General features: G+C 52.2%; 15 protein-coding genes and 1 tRNA gene. 9 read left to right on the top strand and 7 right to left on the bottom strand.

Annotated elements, in window-relative coordinates; all coding sequences use genetic code 11:
• Complete coding sequence (locus ACKU4E_RS18350; protein ID WP_320172512.1) at positions 1–1,146, bottom strand: hypothetical protein; 1,146 nt, start codon at positions 1,144–1,146, stop codon at positions 1–3.
• An 816-nt stretch (positions 1,147–1,962) separates the two neighbouring features.
• Here ACKU4E_RS18350 and ACKU4E_RS18345 point away from each other — a divergent pair.
• Positions 1,963–3,522 (top strand): DEAD/DEAH box helicase, encoded by a 1,560-nt coding sequence (locus tag ACKU4E_RS18345; protein ID WP_320172511.1) that lies wholly within the window; start codon positions 1,963–1,965, stop codon positions 3,520–3,522.
• Positions 3,523–3,617: 95 nt separating this feature from the next.
• On the opposite strand, the gene ACKU4E_RS18340 is transcribed toward ACKU4E_RS18345, so the two are convergent.
• Positions 3,618–6,080 (bottom strand): cytochrome ubiquinol oxidase subunit I, encoded by a 2,463-nt coding sequence (locus tag ACKU4E_RS18340; protein WP_320172510.1) that lies wholly within the window; start codon positions 6,078–6,080, stop codon positions 3,618–3,620.
• A gap of 2 nt (positions 6,081–6,082) precedes the next feature.
• Entirely contained in the window at positions 6,083–7,123 is a 1,041-nt protein-coding gene (locus ACKU4E_RS18335; RefSeq protein ID WP_320172509.1) for a hypothetical protein, read from the bottom strand.
• Positions 7,124–7,340: 217 nt separating this feature from the next.
• Here ACKU4E_RS18335 and ACKU4E_RS18330 point away from each other — a divergent pair.
• The 5 genes from ACKU4E_RS18330 (at position 7,341) to ACKU4E_RS18310 (ending at position 12,924) form a co-directional block, all read left to right on the top strand.
• A tRNA-Leu gene (locus ACKU4E_RS18330) sits at positions 7,341–7,427 on the top strand.
• Between the two features lie 624 nt (positions 7,428–8,051).
• On the top strand, positions 8,052–9,599 hold the full coding sequence (locus ACKU4E_RS18325; protein ID WP_320172508.1) for a PHB depolymerase family esterase: 1,548 nt from the start codon (positions 8,052–8,054) through the stop codon (positions 9,597–9,599).
• 687 nt (positions 9,600–10,286) lie between these two features.
• Entirely contained in the window at positions 10,287–11,210 is a 924-nt protein-coding gene (locus tag ACKU4E_RS18320) for an ABC transporter permease (protein ID WP_320172507.1), read from the top strand.
• The gene (locus ACKU4E_RS18315; RefSeq protein WP_320172506.1) at positions 11,207–11,965 is read left to right on the top strand and encodes an ABC transporter ATP-binding protein; all 759 of its coding nucleotides are present in this window, start codon (positions 11,207–11,209) and stop codon (positions 11,963–11,965) included. Before ACKU4E_RS18320 ends, ACKU4E_RS18315 begins: the two co-directional genes overlap by 4 nt.
• Positions 11,962–12,924: an aliphatic sulfonate ABC transporter substrate-binding protein gene (locus ACKU4E_RS18310; RefSeq protein WP_320172505.1), complete on the top strand. Its 963-nt coding sequence runs from the start codon at positions 11,962–11,964 to the stop codon at positions 12,922–12,924. Before ACKU4E_RS18315 ends, ACKU4E_RS18310 begins: the two co-directional genes overlap by 4 nt.
• 306 nt (positions 12,925–13,230) lie before the next feature.
• Here the strand turns inward: ACKU4E_RS18310 and ACKU4E_RS18305 are convergent, their stop codons facing one another.
• The 4 genes from ACKU4E_RS18305 to ACKU4E_RS18290 all read right to left on the bottom strand — a co-directional run bounded on the left by ACKU4E_RS18305 (position 13,231) and on the right by ACKU4E_RS18290 (position 19,163).
• Positions 13,231–14,412: an iron-containing alcohol dehydrogenase gene (locus ACKU4E_RS18305; RefSeq protein ID WP_320172504.1), complete on the bottom strand. Its 1,182-nt coding sequence runs from the start codon at positions 14,410–14,412 to the stop codon at positions 13,231–13,233.
• 474 nt (positions 14,413–14,886) lie between these two features.
• Entirely contained in the window at positions 14,887–16,848 is a 1,962-nt protein-coding gene (locus ACKU4E_RS18300; protein ID WP_320172503.1) for a sigma 54-interacting transcriptional regulator, read from the bottom strand.
• Positions 16,849–17,013: 165 nt separating this feature from the next.
• A complete protein-coding gene (locus ACKU4E_RS18295) occupies positions 17,014–18,237 on the bottom strand; it encodes an NAD(P)-dependent oxidoreductase (RefSeq protein WP_320172502.1) in 1,224 nt (407 codons plus the stop codon).
• A gap of 269 nt (positions 18,238–18,506) precedes the next feature.
• The gene (locus ACKU4E_RS18290) at positions 18,507–19,163 is read right to left on the bottom strand and encodes a nitrite reductase (RefSeq protein ID WP_320172501.1); all 657 of its coding nucleotides are present in this window, start codon (positions 19,161–19,163) and stop codon (positions 18,507–18,509) included.
• Between the two features lie 247 nt (positions 19,164–19,410).
• Between ACKU4E_RS18290 and ACKU4E_RS18285 the strand changes: the two genes are divergently transcribed.
• The 3 genes from ACKU4E_RS18285 (at position 19,411) to ACKU4E_RS18275 (ending at position 22,307) form a co-directional block, all read left to right on the top strand.
• Positions 19,411–19,725 carry a DUF3302 domain-containing protein gene (locus ACKU4E_RS18285; RefSeq protein WP_320172500.1) on the top strand — a complete coding sequence of 105 codons (315 nt, stop codon included), beginning with the start codon at positions 19,411–19,413 and terminating at the stop codon, positions 19,723–19,725.
• A 2-nt stretch (positions 19,726–19,727) separates the two neighbouring features.
• Positions 19,728–20,681, top strand: coding sequence for an efflux RND transporter periplasmic adaptor subunit (locus ACKU4E_RS18280; RefSeq protein WP_320172499.1), 954 nt, complete (start codon positions 19,728–19,730; stop codon positions 20,679–20,681).
• A 261-nt stretch (positions 20,682–20,942) separates the two neighbouring features.
• Entirely contained in the window at positions 20,943–22,307 is a 1,365-nt protein-coding gene (locus ACKU4E_RS18275; protein ID WP_320172498.1) for a TolC family protein, read from the top strand.

The raw sequence follows: 22,307 nt of genomic DNA, 5'->3' as shown, positions 1-22,307 counted from the left end.
TTACTCCCCACTCCGAATAACCCTGTCCAGCCGGGCACTGTGATATTTGAAGGGCATGATTCCCCAGCGCAGAAAATTCCAGCCCCAGCGGCGCCCGAACCAGTCGATACGGCACCACCAGTCATTTCCATTCGAAAAAATACGTCTTGAATTTTCCCTGAATCCTGCAGCTTCATCCAGACGCCCCTGATCAATCAGCACCCCCAGATATTCGGCCTGATCATAAATATCCCAGCGGTAGGGATCGTGACGGACCCTGTGCACGAATCTCCGGCAGAGATTTCTTTTACGGTCCAGAAAACGGGCATCCAGAAAATCGATCGCCTTGCGCATGGACCCGGCAGCCGTTTCGGATATTTCCGGCACAAGACTCATAACCTTGCTCACATTTTTAATGATGAAGCAGGTATGAAAACAATCCATGAAATTACCCGGAGCCTCATCGGCGTAATACAGCCAGCTACCGTCCGGACGCTGCTCACGCAATATCCAGTTAACGAGCCGAAGGCAGAGATCGACTGCTTCCCCCCGGAGATTCGGGTCACCGTGCACCGCGTGCAGGGCACAGGCAAAAGCCGCATAGGACTGGGCGTTGTTGACGATGCGTCCCTCCTCTACCGGAGAATAGGACAGGGCCGTTGCGCCGTTCCCCTCAGCCATTACCCGCAATGCGGAAACAAGTTCCCAGGTGCCCCGGAACATGTCCATGGCCCGCTCCGCAATATGATCATCGGCGGCAAGCTCAAGCAGAGCCTCCATCACATAAGGAGTGTGGGTGATGTAGGGAATCCTGTCGCTGTACACGGCGTGCTTGGAGTACCACCGGAAAGGGAGCCCCCATCCGAAACCTGAATCCAGCACGTTCATGGAAGCAAACCGGTCCAGCACCGCCGACCTCTCCGCCGTGCTCATGCGGTCATTCTCCATAAGCGCATGCATGGCCAGCACATGAGGCGAAAGCGTCTGCGGACACTTCAAAATACTGCGCACAATCTGCGGAAAAGCATAATCGGCAAGGTAACAGCAGGCCAGCAGCGGACGGCTTGCGAGCCTGCCGTTGTTGTAGTCCATTTTCAGCCTGCCGAACAGCGGCGTGGCCCAGACATCGTAAGGGTCATATGAAATAAGAGCGTCTAAATCATTCATTGCATATATTCCGTCCGCTGTTCCGAACGGAAACAGGATTCGTAAGTTTCAGAATGAGCAGATCGACCACCTGCCACCGGACACATAATCAGGGCAAAAGCCATGCGGTGACAAGACTTTTCTCATGAAACACACCATGGCCGGGCAGCCTGCGACCCCGGTCACAGCCTAAAAAACGGACCGGACATCATAAGCCTGACCTCAACCTTTTTCAATGCGCGGGCAAAGAAAAACCTTGACCGGACTGTGTTTCAATGCTTATGGCTCGTTGCGTCCGTCCAAATCCGGTCGTTTTGAGCCAAGAGCTCAATGTTTGTACCAAGGGCAGTGTACCAGTATCGTACTCCGTCCTTATTGTGACGATTCCCCTGAGACCTCATCTTGAATCCGGGACCAGTTATGCAGGAAAAGAATCCTGCTGTTTCAGGGAAAGTACGATCTGCCTTTGCGTTTCCCGCCTATCAGTAGATCGAGATGACCGGACGGTCCCCCCAAACATTACCGGACACGCCAGCTACGGTACGAAAAGCCCTCCTCTTTTATGTGCGGGGTGGCTTTTGATTTGTTGTCACCCCGAAATTCCGACCTGCCGGAATCTTACGCCGGACCGCTTGAAAGAAAGCGTTCCGTGTTGCTGTTGCCGCATTCTTGAAGAGTGAAGACAGCTTTACGAAAACCAAGCCAGCCCGGCCGCTGCCGGATATACGGGATAAAAACTCCGGACCTGCTGAGAACAGGGTTCCGGCCATTGTTTTTTGCCCTTTTATCAATACATATTTTGTATCCACACATCCAACAATAAATAGAAATATCAATATGGAAAAATTCAGAAATTTAGGTCTGTCGGATTCTGTCATCGAAGCCCTTGCAAAAAAAGGTTTTGAAGCCCCCACTCCCATCCAGGAAAAAACCATTCCCATGCTCCTTTCCGGAGAGAAGGACATCGTGGGCCAGGCCCAGACCGGAACAGGAAAGACCGCAGCTTTCGGGCTGCCCATCATCGAAAGCGTACGCGAAGGAGCCGGACACGTTCAGGCCATCATCCTGACCCCCACCCGCGAACTCGCACTGCAGGTTGCCGATGAAATAATTTCATTCAGAGGACGCCGCAAGATTTTCGTAGCCACTGTCTACGGCGGACAGGCCATGCTGCCCCAGCTCAAGGCCCTCAAACGCGGTGCGGACATTGTGGTCGGTACCCCCGGCCGTGTTCTGGACCACATCCGCCGCAAAACGCTGGACCTTTCCAACGTTTCCCACTTCGTTCTCGATGAAGCTGATGAAATGTGCAACATGGGCTTCCTCGATGATGTCTCGGATATCATGGAAAACGCCGGCGAAGATCACCGCACCCTGCTCTTCTCGGCCACCATGCCCCGCGAAGTCATGAATATCGCCAAAAAATTCATGGGCGACTACGAAGTCGTTTCCGTGAAGCCGGAAAAAAACGAAATTCCGCTTACCGAACAGATTTTTCATGAAGTGGGCGACAGGGATCGCCTTGAAGCTCTTTGCCGGGTCATTGATGCCCAGAGAGAATTTTACGGACTGGTCTTCTGCCGCACCCGTGCGGACGCCGATCAGATCTCCGGTATTCTGGCTGAACGCGGTTACCCGGCGGAACCCATTCACGGCGATCTGTCACAGTCCCGCCGCGAAGACATTCTCATGCGCTTCCGCAAACGCAAATGCAAAATTCTAGTGGCCACCGACGTTGCCGCACGCGGCATTGACGTGCCGGACCTGACCCATGTGGTCAACTTCGCCCTGCCGCAGGACCCGCAAAGCTACGTGCACCGTGTAGGCCGCACCGGCCGTGCAGGCAAAAGCGGTGTTGCCGTTACCATCATCACTCCCCGCGAATTTGGCAAGCTGCGCTACATAACCAAGATCACTAAAATGCAGGTCAAAAAGCAGCCCCTGCCCACTATCGATGAAGTGATAGAGGTCAAGAAAAACTGCATGGGAGCCGAGCTGAGTGATATCGTCAACAGCGGAAAACACCTCTCCTACCTTGATCTGGCCAACGAACTGCTCGAGGGCTGTGATCCGGTTGAAGTGGTTGCCGCACTGCTCAAGCATTCACAGGGCAGCGTTCTGGATAAACGCAGCTACCGTGTAATCGACGAGTGCACCAAGCCTTCACGCGGACGTGTCCGCCTGACCGCGTTTGTAGGCCGTGCCCACGGCATGACCCCGCGCAAACTCGTGGACATGATCTGCCGCCGTGCACGCATCAGCCCCATGCGCATCCAGCATGTGAACATTCAGGGCCGTCAGTCCACCTTTACCGTGCCTGCCGGAGACTTTGACAACGTTATGCATGCGGTGAACAACAATTCCAAGAACGAACGCCCGCTGCTCAAGCGCGCGTAATCTAAATTCCTTAGATAAAAAAGCAGCCCCCTTCCGAAATAATGTTCGGGAGGGGGCTTTCGTTTATTCAGGCAGATACGACTTTATCCGGTCGGCTACTCCAACCCCATACCGGGATGGTGAGCCGGGTAGCCCATATCTTCTTCATGGCACACAGTACAGGTTCCACCGGCCCCGATGGGTTGCGCCTCACCCATGTACTGCAACGCGCGCAGGTTGTCGCGCTCGTCCGCGGCAGGGAATATTGCATGCGGCGCATTGTGGCAGGCCGCACACATGACTGCGCCCATTTCGTCCTTGCGGTTACGGAATAATCCTCCCCTGTTTTCGGTCCATTTGTTGAACGCCGAATCCGTCTCGGGCGGACCGAATTCAGCATGGCAGGTCAGGCAGTCCGGTTCCTGCACCCACGGTTTGCGCGCGTTGATTTCAGCAACGTCCAATTCAGTGGGCATAATGAGGGACATCAACCGCTTTGCGGCGGGCATGTCCGCTTCCGCCTTGAGCAAAGCGAGTGAATGATCTTCCATGGCTCCGTGGCAGTTTACGCATTCCATGCCCACATCCAGATGCAGACCACGCAGGCTGTCCTGAGGATGGCACATCATACAGGCATCATTGCCATGCCCGGAAAGATACACCGCATGAAACCCATGCAGGGCTGCAGAAGCCTCAAGCTGGATGTAACCATCGTGGCAGCGCAGGCAGTCTATACCCTGCCCTTCATTTATAAGGGATTTAAAATCGGTATGATTGTCGCGGTCATGCAGGGAAACAATATCCATGACCGTAGATTCAGCCAGACCGCCCTGACCGTCATCAGCCCAGTTCCCCCCGTGGCAGTTATTACAGCCGGGACGGGTGGATACGGGCAGAACGATTGTGGTCTCGGCCAGTACCTTACCCGACTTGTCCAGCGCCTTGACCTGTACAGAAGGAAGAGGCTGGTATCCGTCAGTGGTGACTGGATTAACTTCAATTTCCGGAGACTGGAAAAAGCCCTCGGCCGCCTTGAGATCATAAGTCTTGTTCTGCCAGCCCGGCACGCAGACAAGTTTTACATCCTCGCTCACAACTTCTGGCGGATCACCGCGCAGGATCAGCTGGGCGCGAACGGCAGCGCGTTTTTCAGACAACAGCAGAGTGCCGTCCTTTTCAACCGCGAGGTGCAGTCCTTCCAACGGCCAGGCCATCAACGAGTATTCCTGATCATTCTTGAACGGCCCCGGAGCAATGTCAGCCTCCACAGGTTCCGAGGATGCGGGATCATGTTTCGGTCCCAAGGAATATATATATTGTGCCAGAGCCTTTCTTTCCGCCGGAACTCCTATGAATTCGGGCATGTACTTATTGATCCTGCCCATGCCGGAGATAAAGGCATCAATACCGGCAGCCGTGTATTTGGCGGTGCGGGGCACGATGTCGTTCATAGGGCCGTTAATGGAATGGCAGGGAGCACACTGCATCTGGTAGAGCCATGAACCGGCCTGCAGCATATTTTCGTCCGTTACTTCGCGCAGATTTTCCGGAACCCACTTCGCATTCTGCAAAATGGGTTTTCCGGCAAATTCACGGGCCTGTTTCACGGTAATGTTAGTGGAATAGACTTCCTTCCAGACCACGTACGGCTTCCTGCCGGCCTCACGCATGAATTCGAATGAACCGTAAAAAACAAGAGCCAGACAGAGCAAAAGCATGGCCGAAGGAAAATTTACCCTGCGCGGTGAACACACGGCCATGAACAATCCTCCGGCAAGTATCAGCGGAGCCGTGTACATGAAAACCTTCATAAAAAAAGCCACCCGGTACGACTTGTACATGACCAGCATGGCCTGATCCGGGGGAAGCGCGACCAGATACCAGTAACCCAGAGGCAGAACCAGCAGCAGTCCGCCAAGAGTCCACAATCCGCAGAAACGGATCATGAGACAGCGAATCTCATCGCCCTTGAGCAGGGCCGCGGTCACGAATCCGAACAGACCTGCCAGCATGGCGCAGAGGGCGGAACGGAAAAACAAGGATGGCCAGAATGTGGGGTTGAATACCGCGTCCCAGAAATCCCTTGTCTCAACCCAGTTGCCGGGGGTGAGCATGAAGGAAATAACGCCGTTGATGGTAAAAAGGGAAAGCCAGGCGAAGAGGAAATAGAACCAGCCGATTTTGACGTGGTCCTCCCTCTTCATGCGGTCCCAGTAATAATAGTAGATAAGCAGGGCCACTATCTCGCCCACAAACCAGACCCATTCCGTTGCCCAGGCAAAAAGGAATTCGCGCACCAGCACAATGGTTCCCTGCGGACTGAGCAGCGCCATGGTGAACCAGAGTGCAACCCCGGAAACTCCGCCGAAAACCATGGTCAGCAGCATGAAGAACCGGGAATGTTTTTTCACGTAGTCGAGAAGTTCCGCCGATCCGGTTCTTGCGGCCATCTTTTCCGCAACAACCAGAAACAGCCCGCCGCCGACCGCAAACTGGGCCACGAAGACATGCAGCGTTGCTACAGCCGCTATCCAGAATCCTCCGCCGAAAGTAGTCAGGTGCCAGATTGGATATTCCATGGTTAACTCCTTTCAGCCCTGGACATGAGGCGCAGCATGTATGCAACACACAGACTTCCTACAGCAAGTGAAATCACAAACAGCAGAAACGGCTGCCATTGCCCGGAAACAGGGGCCGTATCAAGAGAGAAATACGGGGACAGATATTTCTGACGCACAAGGTGGCGCATGGTGGCCATTACCGGAACAATGAGCACCGTGGCCACTGCCGCGAAAGTCACATTGCGGGTAAAGGCGGCATGGAGCATGGCAAGCAGCAGAACCAGCCCGGCACAGAACAATACGGTTGCAGCCATGTTCCTACCCATAAAGATGAGCATAACATCCTTCGGAAGCGACATGAGAAACCAGACTCCCATGAGAACATTCGCCAGCGTGGAGCGACGGAACCACTTCATTCCCGTGTCCACGGAATCATTATCGCCTTTGCGCCGACCGAAAAAAGCTACCGTAAGTCCGCCCACGGCCAGTGCCGAAACCGCAAAATGCATAAATCTGGGGATAAGAACCGGATCATGCAGGTTCAGAAGATATCCGTCCGGATCGCTGAAATATCCGCTCCAGACCTCAGGACGCAGCATCAGGGTCATTTTATTGGAGAACATGAACCCGGTGTAGACGATAAGGCAGAGCACGACAGTCATTACCAGCCTGCGCCCGGAAACACCGAGCCTTTCGTATCTGAAATTATGGTAATACAGGCCGTAGTATCCGATCATCAGCGCGGCAATAACCGCCAGCCAGAATACGGCCATCAGAATGGAGGAAACATAGCTGAACTGCCCGTAGACGGCCTGCAGAAAAAGCAACGGAGGGACTCCGGCGTTTATTGCCAGTGCCAGCAGGGTCGGCAGCCTGCGGGACATGCTGCGTGAAACAGCGCTGCCCCCGGACAGGGAATGGACAAAGACGATGACTGTTCCACCGAAAACGGCATTCATGAGCAGCAGGTGGACGGAAAGCGTTATTATCGACAAGACAACCGGCCATACAGGGGGCACAGATATGCCTATGGCCTCCGGAATGAGAGCGGACGGGTCCATATGATCTCCATTTTTTATACAATTTTTCCCTTTATATCAGGACAGCCGATCCTCCACAATATCAAAGCATTTTTCATACTCCGGCACTGACCTCGCCGGACGTCACGGATTGGCGGCATTTTTGACGACTGCGCAGCGGTTTCAAGAATTTATTTACGATTTAATCAAAAAAAAGCTTGCAAAACAAACGACACATACCTATACAGAATCTCGCTGTGCCGAAGTGGTGGAATTGGTAGACACGCTAGGTTCAGGGTCTAGTGGGGGTTCCCCCGTGGAAGTTCGAGTCTTCTCTTCGGCACCACCCTGCAAATGAAAAGCCGCAATCATGTGATTGCGGCTTTTTGCTTTTTAATAGGCTGGAATTTAATGAAAATGATGGGTGGCGGCTGAAACTACAGCTTGTCAGGGCACAGAAGTCATTGCTCTGGTTAATACTCATGCCCCCGAATGCTTCGGCCATCCCCTTGCTTTTGTTCTTTCATTTGCCGCGAACATCAACAAAACGGACATCTCCCTGTTCGCGCTAAGCACTAGAATGATTAATTTATTTTGAATCCAGCCTGTTGAAATTCGAGGTAACACCCTGAACCAAAGTAAATCCGCCTTTCAGTTTACTGGAAAAAAACTACCTATAGCGCGAACGCGCCACACAAGAATCGACTCTGAGCAAATCAATGTCCGTCTCCACTAAAGGAAAATCCGAAAATCCATTTAATACTGGAGCCACCACGTAGAGTCGTTCTGCGCGAACATAAGGCGTTGCTTTGAAGATATTTTGGCAACGACAGTGGTAAATATGGAGAGATTAAATTTGCAGAAGGATAATGTCTTGTAACGATATGGCAATTTTAATATCATTTTTAACAGTACTATGACAAATTAGGCTATTCGCTAGTTATTCCAATATAAAAAGGAAGGAGATGATATGAAAATTTCTAAAGAAGCTGCGCAAAATGAATATAAGTATCTTAACGATCTTACATTAGCACGAATTCGCGACACAAATTATTTTTGGATCACTAGCATGATAATATTGACAGGAGTTTGTGCTTTAGCAAATGAATTAAAAGGATGGTTTATCGTTATCCCAGGAATGCTCTCTATAATCCCCATTTGTTATGCTTTGGCATGGAATCTTGAAGGTATTGTCAGAATGAGAACATATATTGCCTGCATGTTGGAACCAAGCACACAAGGGGGATGGGAAAAAGCTTGGTCAAATCATCCGCTTTTGACGAAAAAAAAAATATTTGCTCCAGAAGTTGTGCCGGGAATTTTTATAGCAATGTATGCAATTATGCTTGTTTATATGTTGATGATTGCAAAATGCCATTGGCCATATGGGTTATTTTTCTTTATTTTAATATTTTTACCAGTAATTTTATGGGTTGCATATGGGCTTAGAGTGCTGTACTTATCTTTTGCATCAACAACATGGAAAGAATACGTTAAAGGATGGGAAAAAATGGAAAATAAGTGTAAATACAAAGTAGGGATAATTATATTTATCTTTTTTCTTTTTCAATCTTTTCCAACATACGCCCAAAACACCATTGACCTAAATCAATTGAGCATAAATCAAAAAAAAATAAGTGTGTCAGGAATATCGGCGGGGGCATATATGGCCGAGCAATTGCAAATAGTATTTTCAAAAATTTTTTCAGGTGTAGGCGTTGTTTCAGGAGGTTTTTATGGGTGTGCCCAAGATGGTTTAGATGGGGCTCTAAAATACTGTATGCCGGGCAAACAGCTTGAGGATAGATATACAAAATCATTGCAGTTAACTAAGAAGTTAGCAAATAAAGGTCTCATCGATAACACTTGCCATTTAAAACAGGACAAAATAGTAATAATTTATGGTTCTGATGATAATGTAGTAAACCCCAAATCGTCGCAATACACAAAAAGATATTATGAACACTTTTGTGACAGAAGTAACATATCAATCATAAAAATAGACGGCATGAAACATGGGATGAGCACTCTACAAGGCCCACTACAATGTGGGAAAATTGGTTCTCCTTTTTTATATAAATGCGGGATTGATTCTGCTAAAATAATTTTATCCACGATTTATGGTGATGTTAAATCTGGAAAGCCTAACATGAACAACTTGTATCGGTTTGATCAAAAAAAATACTCTAATTCTAATTCATTTGATGATTTTGGTTATGTGTATGTTCCCAAGCAGTGTTTATCTGGCAATTGTAGTTTGCACATCGTATTACATGGCTGCAAACAGGGCAAAGAATTTGTTGGCGAAGATTTCATTCAATACTCAGGCTTCTTAAAATATGCCGAACGTAATAATCTCATTTTGCTTTTCCCTCAAAATAAATCCTCAAAAGTTAATCCATCAGGCTGCTGGGATTGGTGGGGATATACCGGCAGTGATTTTTACAACAAAAAAGCCACACAATTAAATGGAATTAAAGGCATGGTTGAAGACATGTTACACAATCAAGTTAACTGATTTTATAACTGACAATTTATATATCCGGAGACAACGATAAACATTTTTTTATTCATGTACCCCCAGACAAAGCTGGGGAATTTCTCAGGAAGATTAGTCAAAAATCTGATCATAAATCAATCTTCCTTGCTGCGGCTGTATAAAAAGATATGTCAATGGACAAGGGCAAAGGAAATGCTGGGCTGAATAGGGACACAAAATCAACCTATTGACGACATTCGACAAAATCGCACTTCCGAGTCTTCTCTTCGGCACCACCCTGCAAATGAAAAGCCGCAATCATGTGATTGCGGCTTTTTGCTTTTTAATAGGCTGAAATTTATTGAGAATGGTAAGAGGTGCTCCTCTCGAATGAAACGGCAACCATATTTTCAACCTTGACATTCTCTCAGATATCCGCACAGAATTTACCCCGGCAATTGCTCTTCAATAATTTTTAGATCGGATTTTCCATCGGCGGCGATTATTCGCCCTGCTCCGGCGTAAACAAACGGTTCTACAAATCCTTCCCGACAGCCTGAGCCTAATTACAACTCAGCAAACACTATCAATAAAATACACCGATCAGGATAGAGCCGGATTCATCCCTTCCCATTGACAGCATACGTACTCGGGAGTACGCATTTTTATGCCACTTAATACAAAAAGATATACACCTAGTGCATACTAAAAATTAAAGGTGCTCTTTTGCATATAACTTCTGATTCAAAACAAGTGTGCCGCACACTCGACAAGGGCTATGTGCCGCTATTTCAGGAAGACGAGACAGAGCCCGTCGTTTCCGCAGATTCCATAAATGCCGGTCAGAACCATATGCCGTGCAGCCGAAACAAATGGGCTGGCAGGTTGACCAATGCCACTCTGGCTGCATTGCTGCCCGGCGCATTAGTGATAGCGTGGTGGCTGCTCGGCCGCTGGAATATTCTGAATCCGTACCTGACGCCTCCTCCCGGAAAGGTCATTGACGCTGCTTTGAATGCCATCTCCTCGGGTGAATTATGGATTCATTCCTGCGTAAGTATGGCCAGAGTATTCGCCGGTTTCACCCTCACAGCCTGTCTGGCTCTTCCGCTGGCCGCGCTCATCTATTTCTTCCCGCTCAGCGAGCGCTTGCTGCGCGTGCCTCTTGAACTGCTGCGCGTTACCCCGCCGCTGGCCCTGATCCCCCTGCTCATCCTCTGGCTTGGAATCGGCGAGGGCTCAAAGCTTGCCATCATAGTTCTGGCCAGTTTCTTCCCTATCTTCCTGAACGCCTTGGACGGACTCAAAAATTCCGACAAAAAGCTTCTGGAAATGGCCGAGACCATAGACCTGACCAGACGGGATACCTTCGGCAGCGTTCTGCTGCCTTCCGCCCTGCCCTCGGTCATAACCGGCCTGCGCATAGGTTTCGGATACAGCTGGCGGGCATTGATCGGTGCGGAACTGATCGCGGCTGCATCCGGGCTGGGCTACATGATTCTGGATGCGGAAGAACTGGCCCGCACGGATAGAATGTTCGTGGGCATCATCGTTATCGGCGTACTCGGATATTTTTTCGATGCGGTTCTGTCCCGCACCGCAATCTGGGCAGGACACCGCCTGCATCTGTCCAGGGAGCCCCGGAAATGATCGGAATCCGCGTTTCGGATATGAGTAAACGCTACATGACCGGCGACCGTTCCGTTCAAGCGCTGGACAGGGTCGATTTCCGGATCGAACCGGGGTCGTTCGTGGCTCTCATCGGTTACAGCGGATGCGGCAAGACGACCCTTTTCCGGCACATTTCCGGGCTGGAAAAACCGGATTCCGGGGCGGTCACCTTCCTCAATAAATCTCGGCAGGACTCTACGGATCGCCCCCGGCTGGGCATGATGTTTCAGGAACCGAGGCTGCTGCCGTGGCTGACCGTTCAGGAAAACCTCCTTCTGGCTTTACGGCGAACGGAACTGGAAAATCATAAGCAGGCGGTAAGAGAATCCCTGATTCAGGTCGGCATGCAGGACTTCGCGCAGGCCTACCCGGAGCAGCTTTCCGGGGGTATGGCCCAACGCGCGGCGCTGGCCCGTGCTCTTTGCCGCAAACCGGAACTTCTGCTTATGGACGAACCCTTCGGCGCGCTGGACGCGCTGACCCGGCTGCAACTCCAGATGGAACTGGCCCGCATCTGGTCCGAAAATCCAATGACCGTCTTATGCATAACTCACGACATCGGCGAAGCAGTAACCCTTGCTGACCTGGTGCTGGTAATGGCCGACGGCCGCATTGCCGCAGACAGAGCAGTAACCCTTCCTCGACCCCGGCGTCCGGGACAGCCGGACTTCGAAATAATGAAGGGGGAAATTCTCGATTTCATACTCACAAACAAAAAGGAGCTGACCCTATGAACACCGTGCTCAAGAAGCTGACTATATCCTGCGCCGCCCTGATCATTATGATGATAACCGCATCCGGGGTAATGGCGCAGCCGATCAACGCAATCAATGTTTCCTACGTAAAATCACCCTTCAACCTGCAGATCATGGTCATGAAATCCATGGGCATGCTTGAAAAGGAATTCTCCGGGGATAACATAGCGATAAACTGGCACGAGATAAACTCCGGAGCCAAACAGTCACAGGCTCTGGCCGCCGGTTCACTGGATATCGCCTCGGTCATAAACACCACTTCGGTTCTGCTGGCCAATGCAGGAGGCAACCCGGTAAAAATTATCGGCGGGGTAAGTCATCCGTGCGAAACCTTCGCCATCGTGGTCCGTAACGACGGTCCTGCCGATGCGGCAGGTCTCAAGGGCAAAACCGTTGCCGGTCCGAAAGGGACCGTGCTGCACCAGATGCTGGTTGCCGCTCTGGCCGGTGCGGGACTCAAGGAATCTGACGTAAAATTCGTGCACATGGGGCTGCCCAAATCACGTACCGCACTTCTGGCCGGACAGGTGGACGCGGCACTTCTGGCCGCCGGACTGGTCATAAAATCAAAGGAAGCGGGAGCACGCGTTCTAACCACCGCCAAAGGGCTGGTCAATCCCATACTTGTAAGCGCAGCCTCCGAAAAATTCATTTCCGAGCACCCGGATCTCGTGGCCCGTTACCTTAAAGTCTTCCGGCAGGCCATGGCCTTCATCAACGCAGATCCTGAAAAGGCCATCGCCATCGGGGCAAAGGAACACGGCATTTCCATGCAGGATGCCCGTACATTGTACGGTTGGGCAGGCTTCACCACCCACCTCACGTCAACGGACATAGCGGACATGAAAAAAGATGTACTTTTCCTGAAGGACAACAACATGATCAGCACATCCGTAGCCCCGGCTTCAATCTGCATGCCTGCGGCCTTCATGGAATAACAGGGGGCCAATTCCAAAACAGAAACATCAGGCTCAAGCCCCGGCTTTAAACCTGGACCTGAGCTTGATGACAAGGTCTAAATGCCCGGACTGTTGAGAATAAAAAAGCATGGAACGAAACGTATAAGGCATACGTAAGTTTCATGCTTTGTAGCAGCAACACAGCAAACGGTGCGTTATCAGCAGTCTGAGGCCCCGGCATTAAGCCGGGGCCTTACTAGCGGCATACGTGTTAGTACAAGACAGTAAGCCAGCCTTCTTCAGCAGGCTGAAAAAACGGTTTTCAGCAATGCCTGAAACTTAAGCCTACAATGCTCCGGCATAAATGGCTGCAATTTCATCATCCGTGGCATTACGCGGGTTGGTGAACTTGCAGATATCCTTCTGGGCATTGGCGGTCATGGTCGGGATATCCTCGGCCTTCACTTCCTTGCCGTAGCGTTTGCCCAGTTCCACCAGAGTTGCAGGAATGCCTACATCGGCAGAAAGCTGACGGATGGCATCAATAGCCACTTCAGCGGCCTTGCGGGGCGACATTCCGGTTGTGTCTTCACCCATTATGGTCGCCATTTCGGCAAATTTTTCAACATTGGCAATCAGGTTGAACTGCTCAACATGGGGCAGAAGCAATGCGTTGCACTCGCCGTGGGGCAAGTTGTAAAAACCTCCGAGCTGGTGAGCCATGGCATGCACGTAGCCGAGGCTGGCGTTGTTGAAGGCCATACCGCCCAGATACTGGGCAAAGCACATGCCTTCCCTTGCTACGAGGTCCTGCCCGTTGGCAACGGCCTTGCGCAGATATTTGAATACCAGCTTGATGGATTCCACCGCGCAGGCATCGGTCATCGGAGTTGCAATTGTGGAGACGAATGCTTCCACAGCATGTGTCAGGGCGTCCATTCCGGTTGCAGCGGTAAGTGCCGGGGGCATACCCACCATGAGAACCGGGTCGTCTATGGCAATGCCCGGAGTGATGCGCCAGTCCGCGATAGCCATTTTAACATGGCGGGAAGTATCGGTAATAACCGCGAATCTGGTCATTTCAGATGCTGTTCCGGCAGTGGTGTTAACAGCCAGATACGGCATCAAAGGCTTGCTGGCCTTATCCACACCCTCGTAATCATGAATCTTTCCCCCGTTTGAAACGATCAGGGCAATGCCCTTACCGCAGTCGTGAGAAGAACCGCCGCCGAGGGTGATAAGGCTGTCGCAGCCGTTTTTCCTGAAAATTTCCACGCCGTCATGAACATTCTTGTCCGTGGGGTTCGGCACGGTTTCATCATAGATAACGTAAGGCATTGAAGCAGCGTCAAGCAGGTCTGTCACCTGTTTGCAGATACCTACGGCAACAACGCCCTTATCGGTAACAAGCAGAGGCTTGCTGCCGCCGAGGTCCCTGATCTTTTCCGGAATCTGTTTGGATGCTCCGATTCCGATCAATGTCATACTGGGAATGAAAAAACCGTAAACCTGTTCCTGAACTGCCATTGTGTCCTCCGACTGTTTAGCATGGTGATTATTCAACGTGACCTCACATCTAGAACCAGTACACCCTCAGGCCTGCCGTAAGACAGACCATGCGCCCTGTTGCGTCCACTTAAGCTTCCCTCGCTTCCGGTCCGCCCCCAGTAAGCAGACCGAAAAACAGCAATACGTGCACGCACTGTGTTTACATTTCTGTATTAAGCAAGAGACAGGCCAGTTGAGGAAACAGCTCTACCAAACATATAATGTACCGATATTTAATGATAAATGTAAGAATAATGATAAAATATTACATTATGACATATGTCCTAAAATCGGACATGTATTCAATACATGTATGATTTACAAACATGATCATAATAGCAGCAGAGCCTTTCTTTCAGGCAGATAGGCTGGGTGGTCGGTGCAAGAGGAACGACTCAGGCCTCCGCAGTAAGGCCGAAAAGGGAAATGGTAGCGAAAAAGGTAAAGCTGCTCCTACACGGCGCGGAAAGCATCCACCTCAATGTGATACTGCTTTATTTTCGCGTAAAGGGTGGAACGGGATATGTTCAGAAGGGAAGACGTCCGGCGCAGATTGCCGCCTGTTTCGCGCAGGGTGTCCAGAATATGCGCTTTCTGAATGTGCTTAAGCGACATGGAAGGACCGGTGGTGCGCACGGAAGGCAACAGGACCATGTCTCCCACTAAATCCTGCGGCAGGTCCGTCATGTCGATTATATCACCACGGGTCACGTTCACCAGCCGTTCAATGCAGTTTTCGAGTTCCCGCACATTTCCGGGCCAGTGGTACGCTTCCATTGCGGACGCGGCTTCTTCCGACAGCCGCAGATGTTTTTTGTTCAAAGTACCTGCGAACTTGTCCAGAAAAACTCCCGCCAGTTGTGAAACATCCCCTTCACGCTGCCGCAACGGCGGAATGTTAATGGTCAATACGTTCAGACGATAATAAAGGTCCTCGCGAAACGACTTGTTGCGTACTGCACCGGGCAGGTCCTTGTTTGTGGCGGCGATGATGCGCACGTCAATCCGCTTGGCCTGCTTGCCTCCCAGCCGGGTCACCTCGCTCTCCTGAAGCAGGCGCAACAGGCTTACCTGAGCTTCCAGCGGCATTTCCCCGATTTCATCGAGAAACAATGTTCCACCGTCGGCCAGTTCAAATTTGCCGGGACTGCCGTCCTTGAGGGCACCGGAAAACGCACCGGAAACATAGCCGAACAATTCACTCTGCACCAGATTGCGGGGCAATGCGCCGCAGTTTACCACAACAAACGGTCCTTTCCGGCGGTTACCCGCATTATGAATGGCCTGAGCGAACAATTCCTTGCCGGTACCGGATTCCCCCACCAGCAGAGTGGTGGCTTCACTGTTGGCGGCAACCCTTGTAAGCCGGATGGTTTCCTGCAGCACGGCTGATTCTCCGATAATATTATCGAATGTATACACAGCCTTGGAACCGGCCACTCTGGACGCATAGCTGCGCATGCGTTTGACCCCGCGCAGGGTCAGGATCACCCCGGTTTCGCCGAACGGAGCACAGGACAATATGCATGAACGCCTGCCCTCACGCAATTCGAACGAGACCTCCCGGTCATGGAAGGAAACGCGCTCGGCAAGAACGGACTGGAGAATTGAACCGGGTTGGAAATATTCCAGTATGTTCCGGCCTTCGGAATGCTCGCTGATTCCAAGCATCCTGCAGGCCTGCGGGTTGATGCTGCTGATCACTCCGTCACTGGCGAGAACGATTACCCCCTCGTCCAGCAAGTCCAGAATCACCTTCTGGTTGCGGACCAGTGTGCGCAGCCGCAGATGCTCCTCTATGGCGTGGGCGGCTGCCTCGACAAGCCCCAGCGTGTGCTGATGAAAATTTTCGGAACTGATAGCCAGATTTATGGCTCCGACAAACCGGCCGGAAACATCGTGAATGGGCGCGGCGGAGCAGCTCAGATAATGAAGTGAAGAATTGTAATGCTCGGACGCGATAACATGCACAGCCTTCTTTTCAATGGCACACAGCCCCATACCGTTGGTGCCTATGGTGGCCTCATCGCAACGGCGACCGGGAACACCGTAGGGAACATTTTCGAGATCCTGACTGGTGGCCGATGCGTGCAGGACAAGCCCGTCCGTATCGACCAGAGTGACCACGCTCTTGGAGAGATGTATGGAATGGACAAGCTTGTCCATCAGGTGCTTGGCACTTTCCACCAGACTCCTGTTCCGGGCAGTGGAGCGCTCAAGCGCTTCGGCATCAATGGGACACAGGGCAAGAGAATCGCGGGGAAGCTCCGCCCTGCGGCAGCGTTCCCAGGAGGCAAGAATCATGGGCCGGACTATTGATCTGTCAACCGTGCCGGTCTCCTGAAAAGACTGCCATTGATCCAGAACCTCGGCCTTGCGTTCACTGGACAGAGGGTGATGAGATACTTTTTCCATGCGTATTTCCTGCCGATGCGGCGGACAGCCTTGCGGTTTCCGGTGCCGGAATATTTCCGGCACCGGTTCAATTGACACCGCATACCGCCTGCTTTGTCAAGCGGCCTTGGAAAAACTATCGGGGAAAAAGCGAACCGGGAAGAATCAATTACCCTTGTGCGAATGCTATCCCTCAACATGATCAATGATGGCCTGTGCGGACCGCTTGGAGCAGCGCACGGCCTCGGCAACAGTGCGGGCACCGGTAACCACATCCCCGGAAGCGAATATTCCTTCTCTGGTTGTGCGTCCTTCCTCGTCGGTAATGACAAGTCCGGTCCTTCCTATCTCTATGCCCGCAAGATTGTTGCGCGGATTCTGGCTGACTGCGATGAAAACCGAATCGGCCTCAAAGAGATGTTCCGATCCTTCCACGGTTTTCAGACGACTGTTTCCTTCAGCATCCTGTTCCATGGCTGTTCTGACGCAGACTACACCGTCCTCGGTCAGTTCCACCGGTGAACGGTAGAATTCAAACCGGACACCGTCCAGCCGGGCATACTCACGCTCGTACCCGGTTGCGCTCATGTCCTCCTCGCCTCTGCGGTAGAGAACGGTTACCTCACGAGCACCTTTGCGCAGAGCGGTGCGGGCCACGTCCATAGCCACATTTCCGGCCCCGATGACCGCCACTCTGTCTCCGAGATCGTACACATCCGGATTTTTCAGATAGTTGATGGCGTAATGAACATTTCCCAGAGTTTCGCCCTTGAGCCGCAGTGGTTTGGGGTTCCAGACACCTGTTCCGATAAAAACGGCTTCGTAACCGTCACGCAAAAGATCATGCAGACTGACCACCGGACCGATGAGCATATTGGGACGGATTTTCACTCCCAGTTGCACGAGAACACGGCGAAGCTTTTCCAGAATATCCTTGGGCAGCCGGAAATCCGGAATCCCGTATTGCAGGACCCCGCCGATTTTCTCTTCAGACTCGAAGATAGTAACCCTGTACCCTTTCAGGGCAAGTATGAAGGCCACGGTGATTCCGGCAGGCCCGGAGCCGACTATGGCTATACGCGCTTTCTTCGTTTCCGCAGGTCTGGGTGGAATGTACTGCTCCAGATAATATCTTGAAACGTATTGTTCAATGTCGCTGACCTGCACAGGGGAACTCTTGCGTCCTAGAATGCAGTGCCCCTCGCAGAAATTTTCATGCGGGCAGATAAGTGAACAGACTACGGAAAGCGGATTGTTTTCAAAAAGCAAGGCCCCGGCCTCGCGCATTTCGCCCTTGAGCAGAAGGCCGATCATTTTGTTGATCGGTGTTCCGAGCGGGCACCCTTTGCTGCACAAAGGCTTCTTGCACTGCAGGCAGCGGGAAGCCTCTTCAATGATATGTTTTCCCATTTAATGTCGTGTGCTTCGCTCCGCAAAATACGGAGCCTGATTTTTCATGAAGGAGGATATGACAGGAACAAGTGCGTGGAGCACGTTGATATCAGGACGCGGACCCAAGGTCCAGATGTTTAACCGCACCGGCTGATCCGTAAAAAGCCGGAACCGATGAACATAAAAGAACGCCGGTTCCGGCCGTTTATTCTATTAAGGTTGCAAATCTTCCCGGCAGGCCGGAGCAACGAGAGGCTCTCCGACACATCATTCCGGAGATTGCACAACTATCCTAGAGCGTTCAGCAATGCTTCCGTTCCCAGTCGGCGCAGCATGGCACTTGAGCGCTCGCGCTTGTTGCCGTTCTCCCTGTAGAACACAAGAGCCTTGCCGACCAGTTCAAGTGCATCATCCATACCCAGCCCGCTGCCGAGCTTTACTCCGGGTACGGCATCCTTTCTGGAAGATCCTCCGAAATGAACATCCCAGCCCTTGGGGCCGCCGATCATACCGATATCGCGGACAAAGCTGTGCGCACAGGCCATCTTGCACCCGGAAACGCCGCTCTTTACCTTGGACGGATAAGGACCGTTCTGTTTGATCAACGCAAGGAGTCTGTCGGCCATTTCGCCGCTTTCCTGCATGCCGTATTTGCATATCCCGGCTCCGGCACAGGCTGCCACTCCCGGAGGTATTTTTCCCGCAGCGGTACCCAGTGAAGCAATAACCTCATCAACCCTGTCCGCAGGGATTCCTTCAAGATTCATGCGCTGTCCGGTGGTGGACCGCAAAAAAGGGAGGTTGAACTCCTCCATGGTCTTCATGACGGTTTTCATCATTCCCGCTGTGATCCGCCCGTGGGTGATGCACAGCCTCAAGGCATAGGTGCCGTCTTTGCGCTCAACCGGAGCGACAACCAGTTTTTCAGCTTCAATATTATTCATACCAGCTCCTTTCATTATTTCATCCGGAAGTTGATAGCGCAGACGCAAATGTTCTGTAAATACGAGTTTATGCCTAAACGGCTTCCGTTTGCGCATATTTCACGGAAATTGTGTAGTCTGCCGCGTGATAATGTGCTACGGAAAAACAAAAGCAACCTGTCGGATAAACAGCCGTTTGTCCTTTCGCTGGAAAGGTTACCCAACCCCACCGACCCATGCTGCCGAAACGAGACCAAAAGGAGCACCCATGATCGAAACGGATTCCCGCATACTGGATTATATAGGGGCATTCATGCTCATATTCGTCTTTCTGGCAATCGTGTACGGAATCATCTATATCCACGATATTCCCTACAACATTGCCAAGAAACGAAACCACCCCCACCAGGACGCCATCCACGCCGCAGGCTGGGTCAGCCTTTTCACCCTGCACGCCATCTGGCCCTTCCTCTGGATCTGGGCGATGATCCACAAGCCGGACATCCAGCCGGACAATGAATTTCTTGAGGCAGAACAGGACGGGCCGGAAACTGACGCCGAACCGGAAAGTAGGGAGGACTAGGCATGGATATCCTTATTGAACTGACATACGCGGCCATTGTTTTCGTTGCCTTCAAAGTCTTCAAAATCCCTGTCACCAAATGGACGGTGACCACGGCTGTTGTCGGCGGAATTTTCGTGGTCGGCGGAATTTTCCTGTGCATGGCCTACTACCATCCCTACACCCCGGAAGCACGAATCTATTTCCAGACCACCCCGATAGTCTCGCAGGTACGCGGCAAGACAATCGCCGTTCACGTAAAGCCGAACACCCCGCTCAAAGCCGGGGACAAACTCTTTACCATAGACCCCACCCCATTTCAGGCCAGAGTGGACGAGCTTACCGCCCGTCTGGAATTCGCTCAGCGCAGACTCAAAGAATCCAAAACTCTGGCCAAGGCCTCGGCCGGAAGCAAATACGATGTTGAACAGTACCAGCAGGAAGCGGACAGCCTGAAAGCGGAACTTGAAAAAGCCCGCTTCGACCTGAACAGCACAACCGTAGTCGCCCCCACCGATGGATGGGTTACCCAGTTGCGGCTCCGGCCCGGCATGATGGCCGTGCCCCTGCCTCTGCGGCCGGTCATGACCTTTGTCCATTCCGAAGACCCCATGCTGGTGGCGGCCTTCAAGCAGAACCCGCTCCAGAACATCAGGCCCGGATTCAAATGCGAAGTGATTTTTCCCGCCATTCCGGGCCGGGCCTTCAAAGGCGAAGTAACCAAAGTCCAGTCCGCACTGGCCGAAGGACAACTCCAGCCGTCCGGCGATCTGCTCAGCGTGAGCACGGAAATACCGGAAGGCCGGGTCCCGGTGTTCATCAACATCACCGATGACATGTCCGCGTACAACCTGCCTCTGGGCAGCGCCGCGGCAGCCAGCGTATACAGCGATAAAATGGAACCGCTGGCACTGATCAGGCAGATACTGCTGCGCATGGTGAGCTGGAGAAATATCATCTGCTTCGAAGGGCTCTAAGTTGATGCGCTTCGCGCTTTTGGACATCTGATTTCGCCGCCGGCGGCCAAAGGGCCCGAGGCCCTTTGGAATCCCATATTGTTTTAAGTTGCGAATTCTTGTGCTCAGAGTTGAAGTTTTCACCTCAATAACCCTAAACTATTAGGGTTTCCAAAGGGGATTATCCCCTTTGGCTGCCAGAGGCGAAATCAAATTATTAAACGCGAGAAGCGCATCAAAACAAAAAATATCAAATAAACAGGTCATACAGGGAGGAATCACATGAACAGGAAACAACAACTGCTGCTGCTTGCAATTGGCGCATTCCTTATCCTGTGCGGATGTAAACGCGACTATACCCATGCGGAGGCCACGGCTTCCGTAAACGGCACCGGGCAATCCGCTCCGGAGGATTGGACCGCCGGGGTGAAGGATACAGGACAGGTCCGCGACGGCTGGATTAAAAATTTCCATGACATCGAACTGGACAGCCTTGTTGACGAAGCCATGAAAAACAACCCGAACCTTCAGGCCGCGGCAGCACGGGTGGACCGCGCCAATGCCCTGGCCAAACAGGCCGGAGCGGCCCTTTCGCCCACGGTTGACCTTGGCGGCCAGCTGGCCGGAGGATCAGGCCAGCCCTCTGCTTCCGCACAGGGTGTCGGCTTGGGCATTTCATGGGAGGCGGACGTCTGGGGCCGCTTGGGACTGACAGAAAAATCAGCCGAAACATCGGCCCGCGCCGTTGCCGCAGACTATGAATTCGCACGCCAGTCTCTCGCCGCCTCCACGGCACGAGGATGGTTCCTGCTTTGCGAAACCAACCGCCAGATAGAATTCCTCAAAAGCATCGTGGGCATGCTTGAAAACATGTACCGCATAGAACAGAAAAAGCAGGAGACCGGAAAAGTTACTGCCATGGAAGTCAGCCAGGTACACGCCAGCCTTGCAGAAGCAAAGGATGCTGTGGTCAAGGCTGAGGCTGCCCGGCAGGAATCCGCAAGAAGCCTTGAAACGCTCATCGGCCGCTACCCGGCTGACAATATGACCGGGGCGGACACTCTGGCGGCCACTCCGCCGCCCATTCCGGTTGGCCAGCCATCAGCAATTCTGGAACGCAGGCCGGACATCATCGCAGCCGAAGACCGAGTTGCTGCCGCATTCTATGCTGAAAAGGGCGCGGAACTTCTGCACCTGCCCCGCTTCACCATTCAGGCCGGAACGGGAATAAACGCTCTGGGGGATGCCATTGCCGGGCTGACCGCAGGTCTTTTCGCCCCGCTTTACACTGGTGGAGAAATCGAAGGGCAGATAGAACAGGCCACTGCCGAACAAAAGGAAGCCGTTGCGAACTATGCCGCTGCAGCGCTCAAAGCGTTCAAGGAAGTGGAAACAGCCCTGACCAACGAAGACCTGCTCAAGAAGAGGGAAGAACTCCTCACCAGCGCAGTGGAGGACAACCGCAAGACCTATGAGCTTTCAAAACTGCAGTATGATGTCGGCAAAATAGACATGTTCGAGGTGCTCTCGCATCAGGCCGCCTGGACAGGATCGGAAATATCGCTGCTGAACGTCAAGCGCCGGAGACTGGATAACCGGATCAGTCTGCATCTGGCCCTTGGGGGAAGCTTTGAGGAAGCGAAATAG

Origin of the sequence: Maridesulfovibrio sp. (assembly GCF_963677005.1) — a bacterium.
Lineage (GTDB): Bacteria > Desulfobacterota > Desulfovibrionia > Desulfovibrionales > Desulfovibrionaceae > Maridesulfovibrio.
This window is presented reverse-complemented; position numbering and strand designations above follow the sequence as displayed.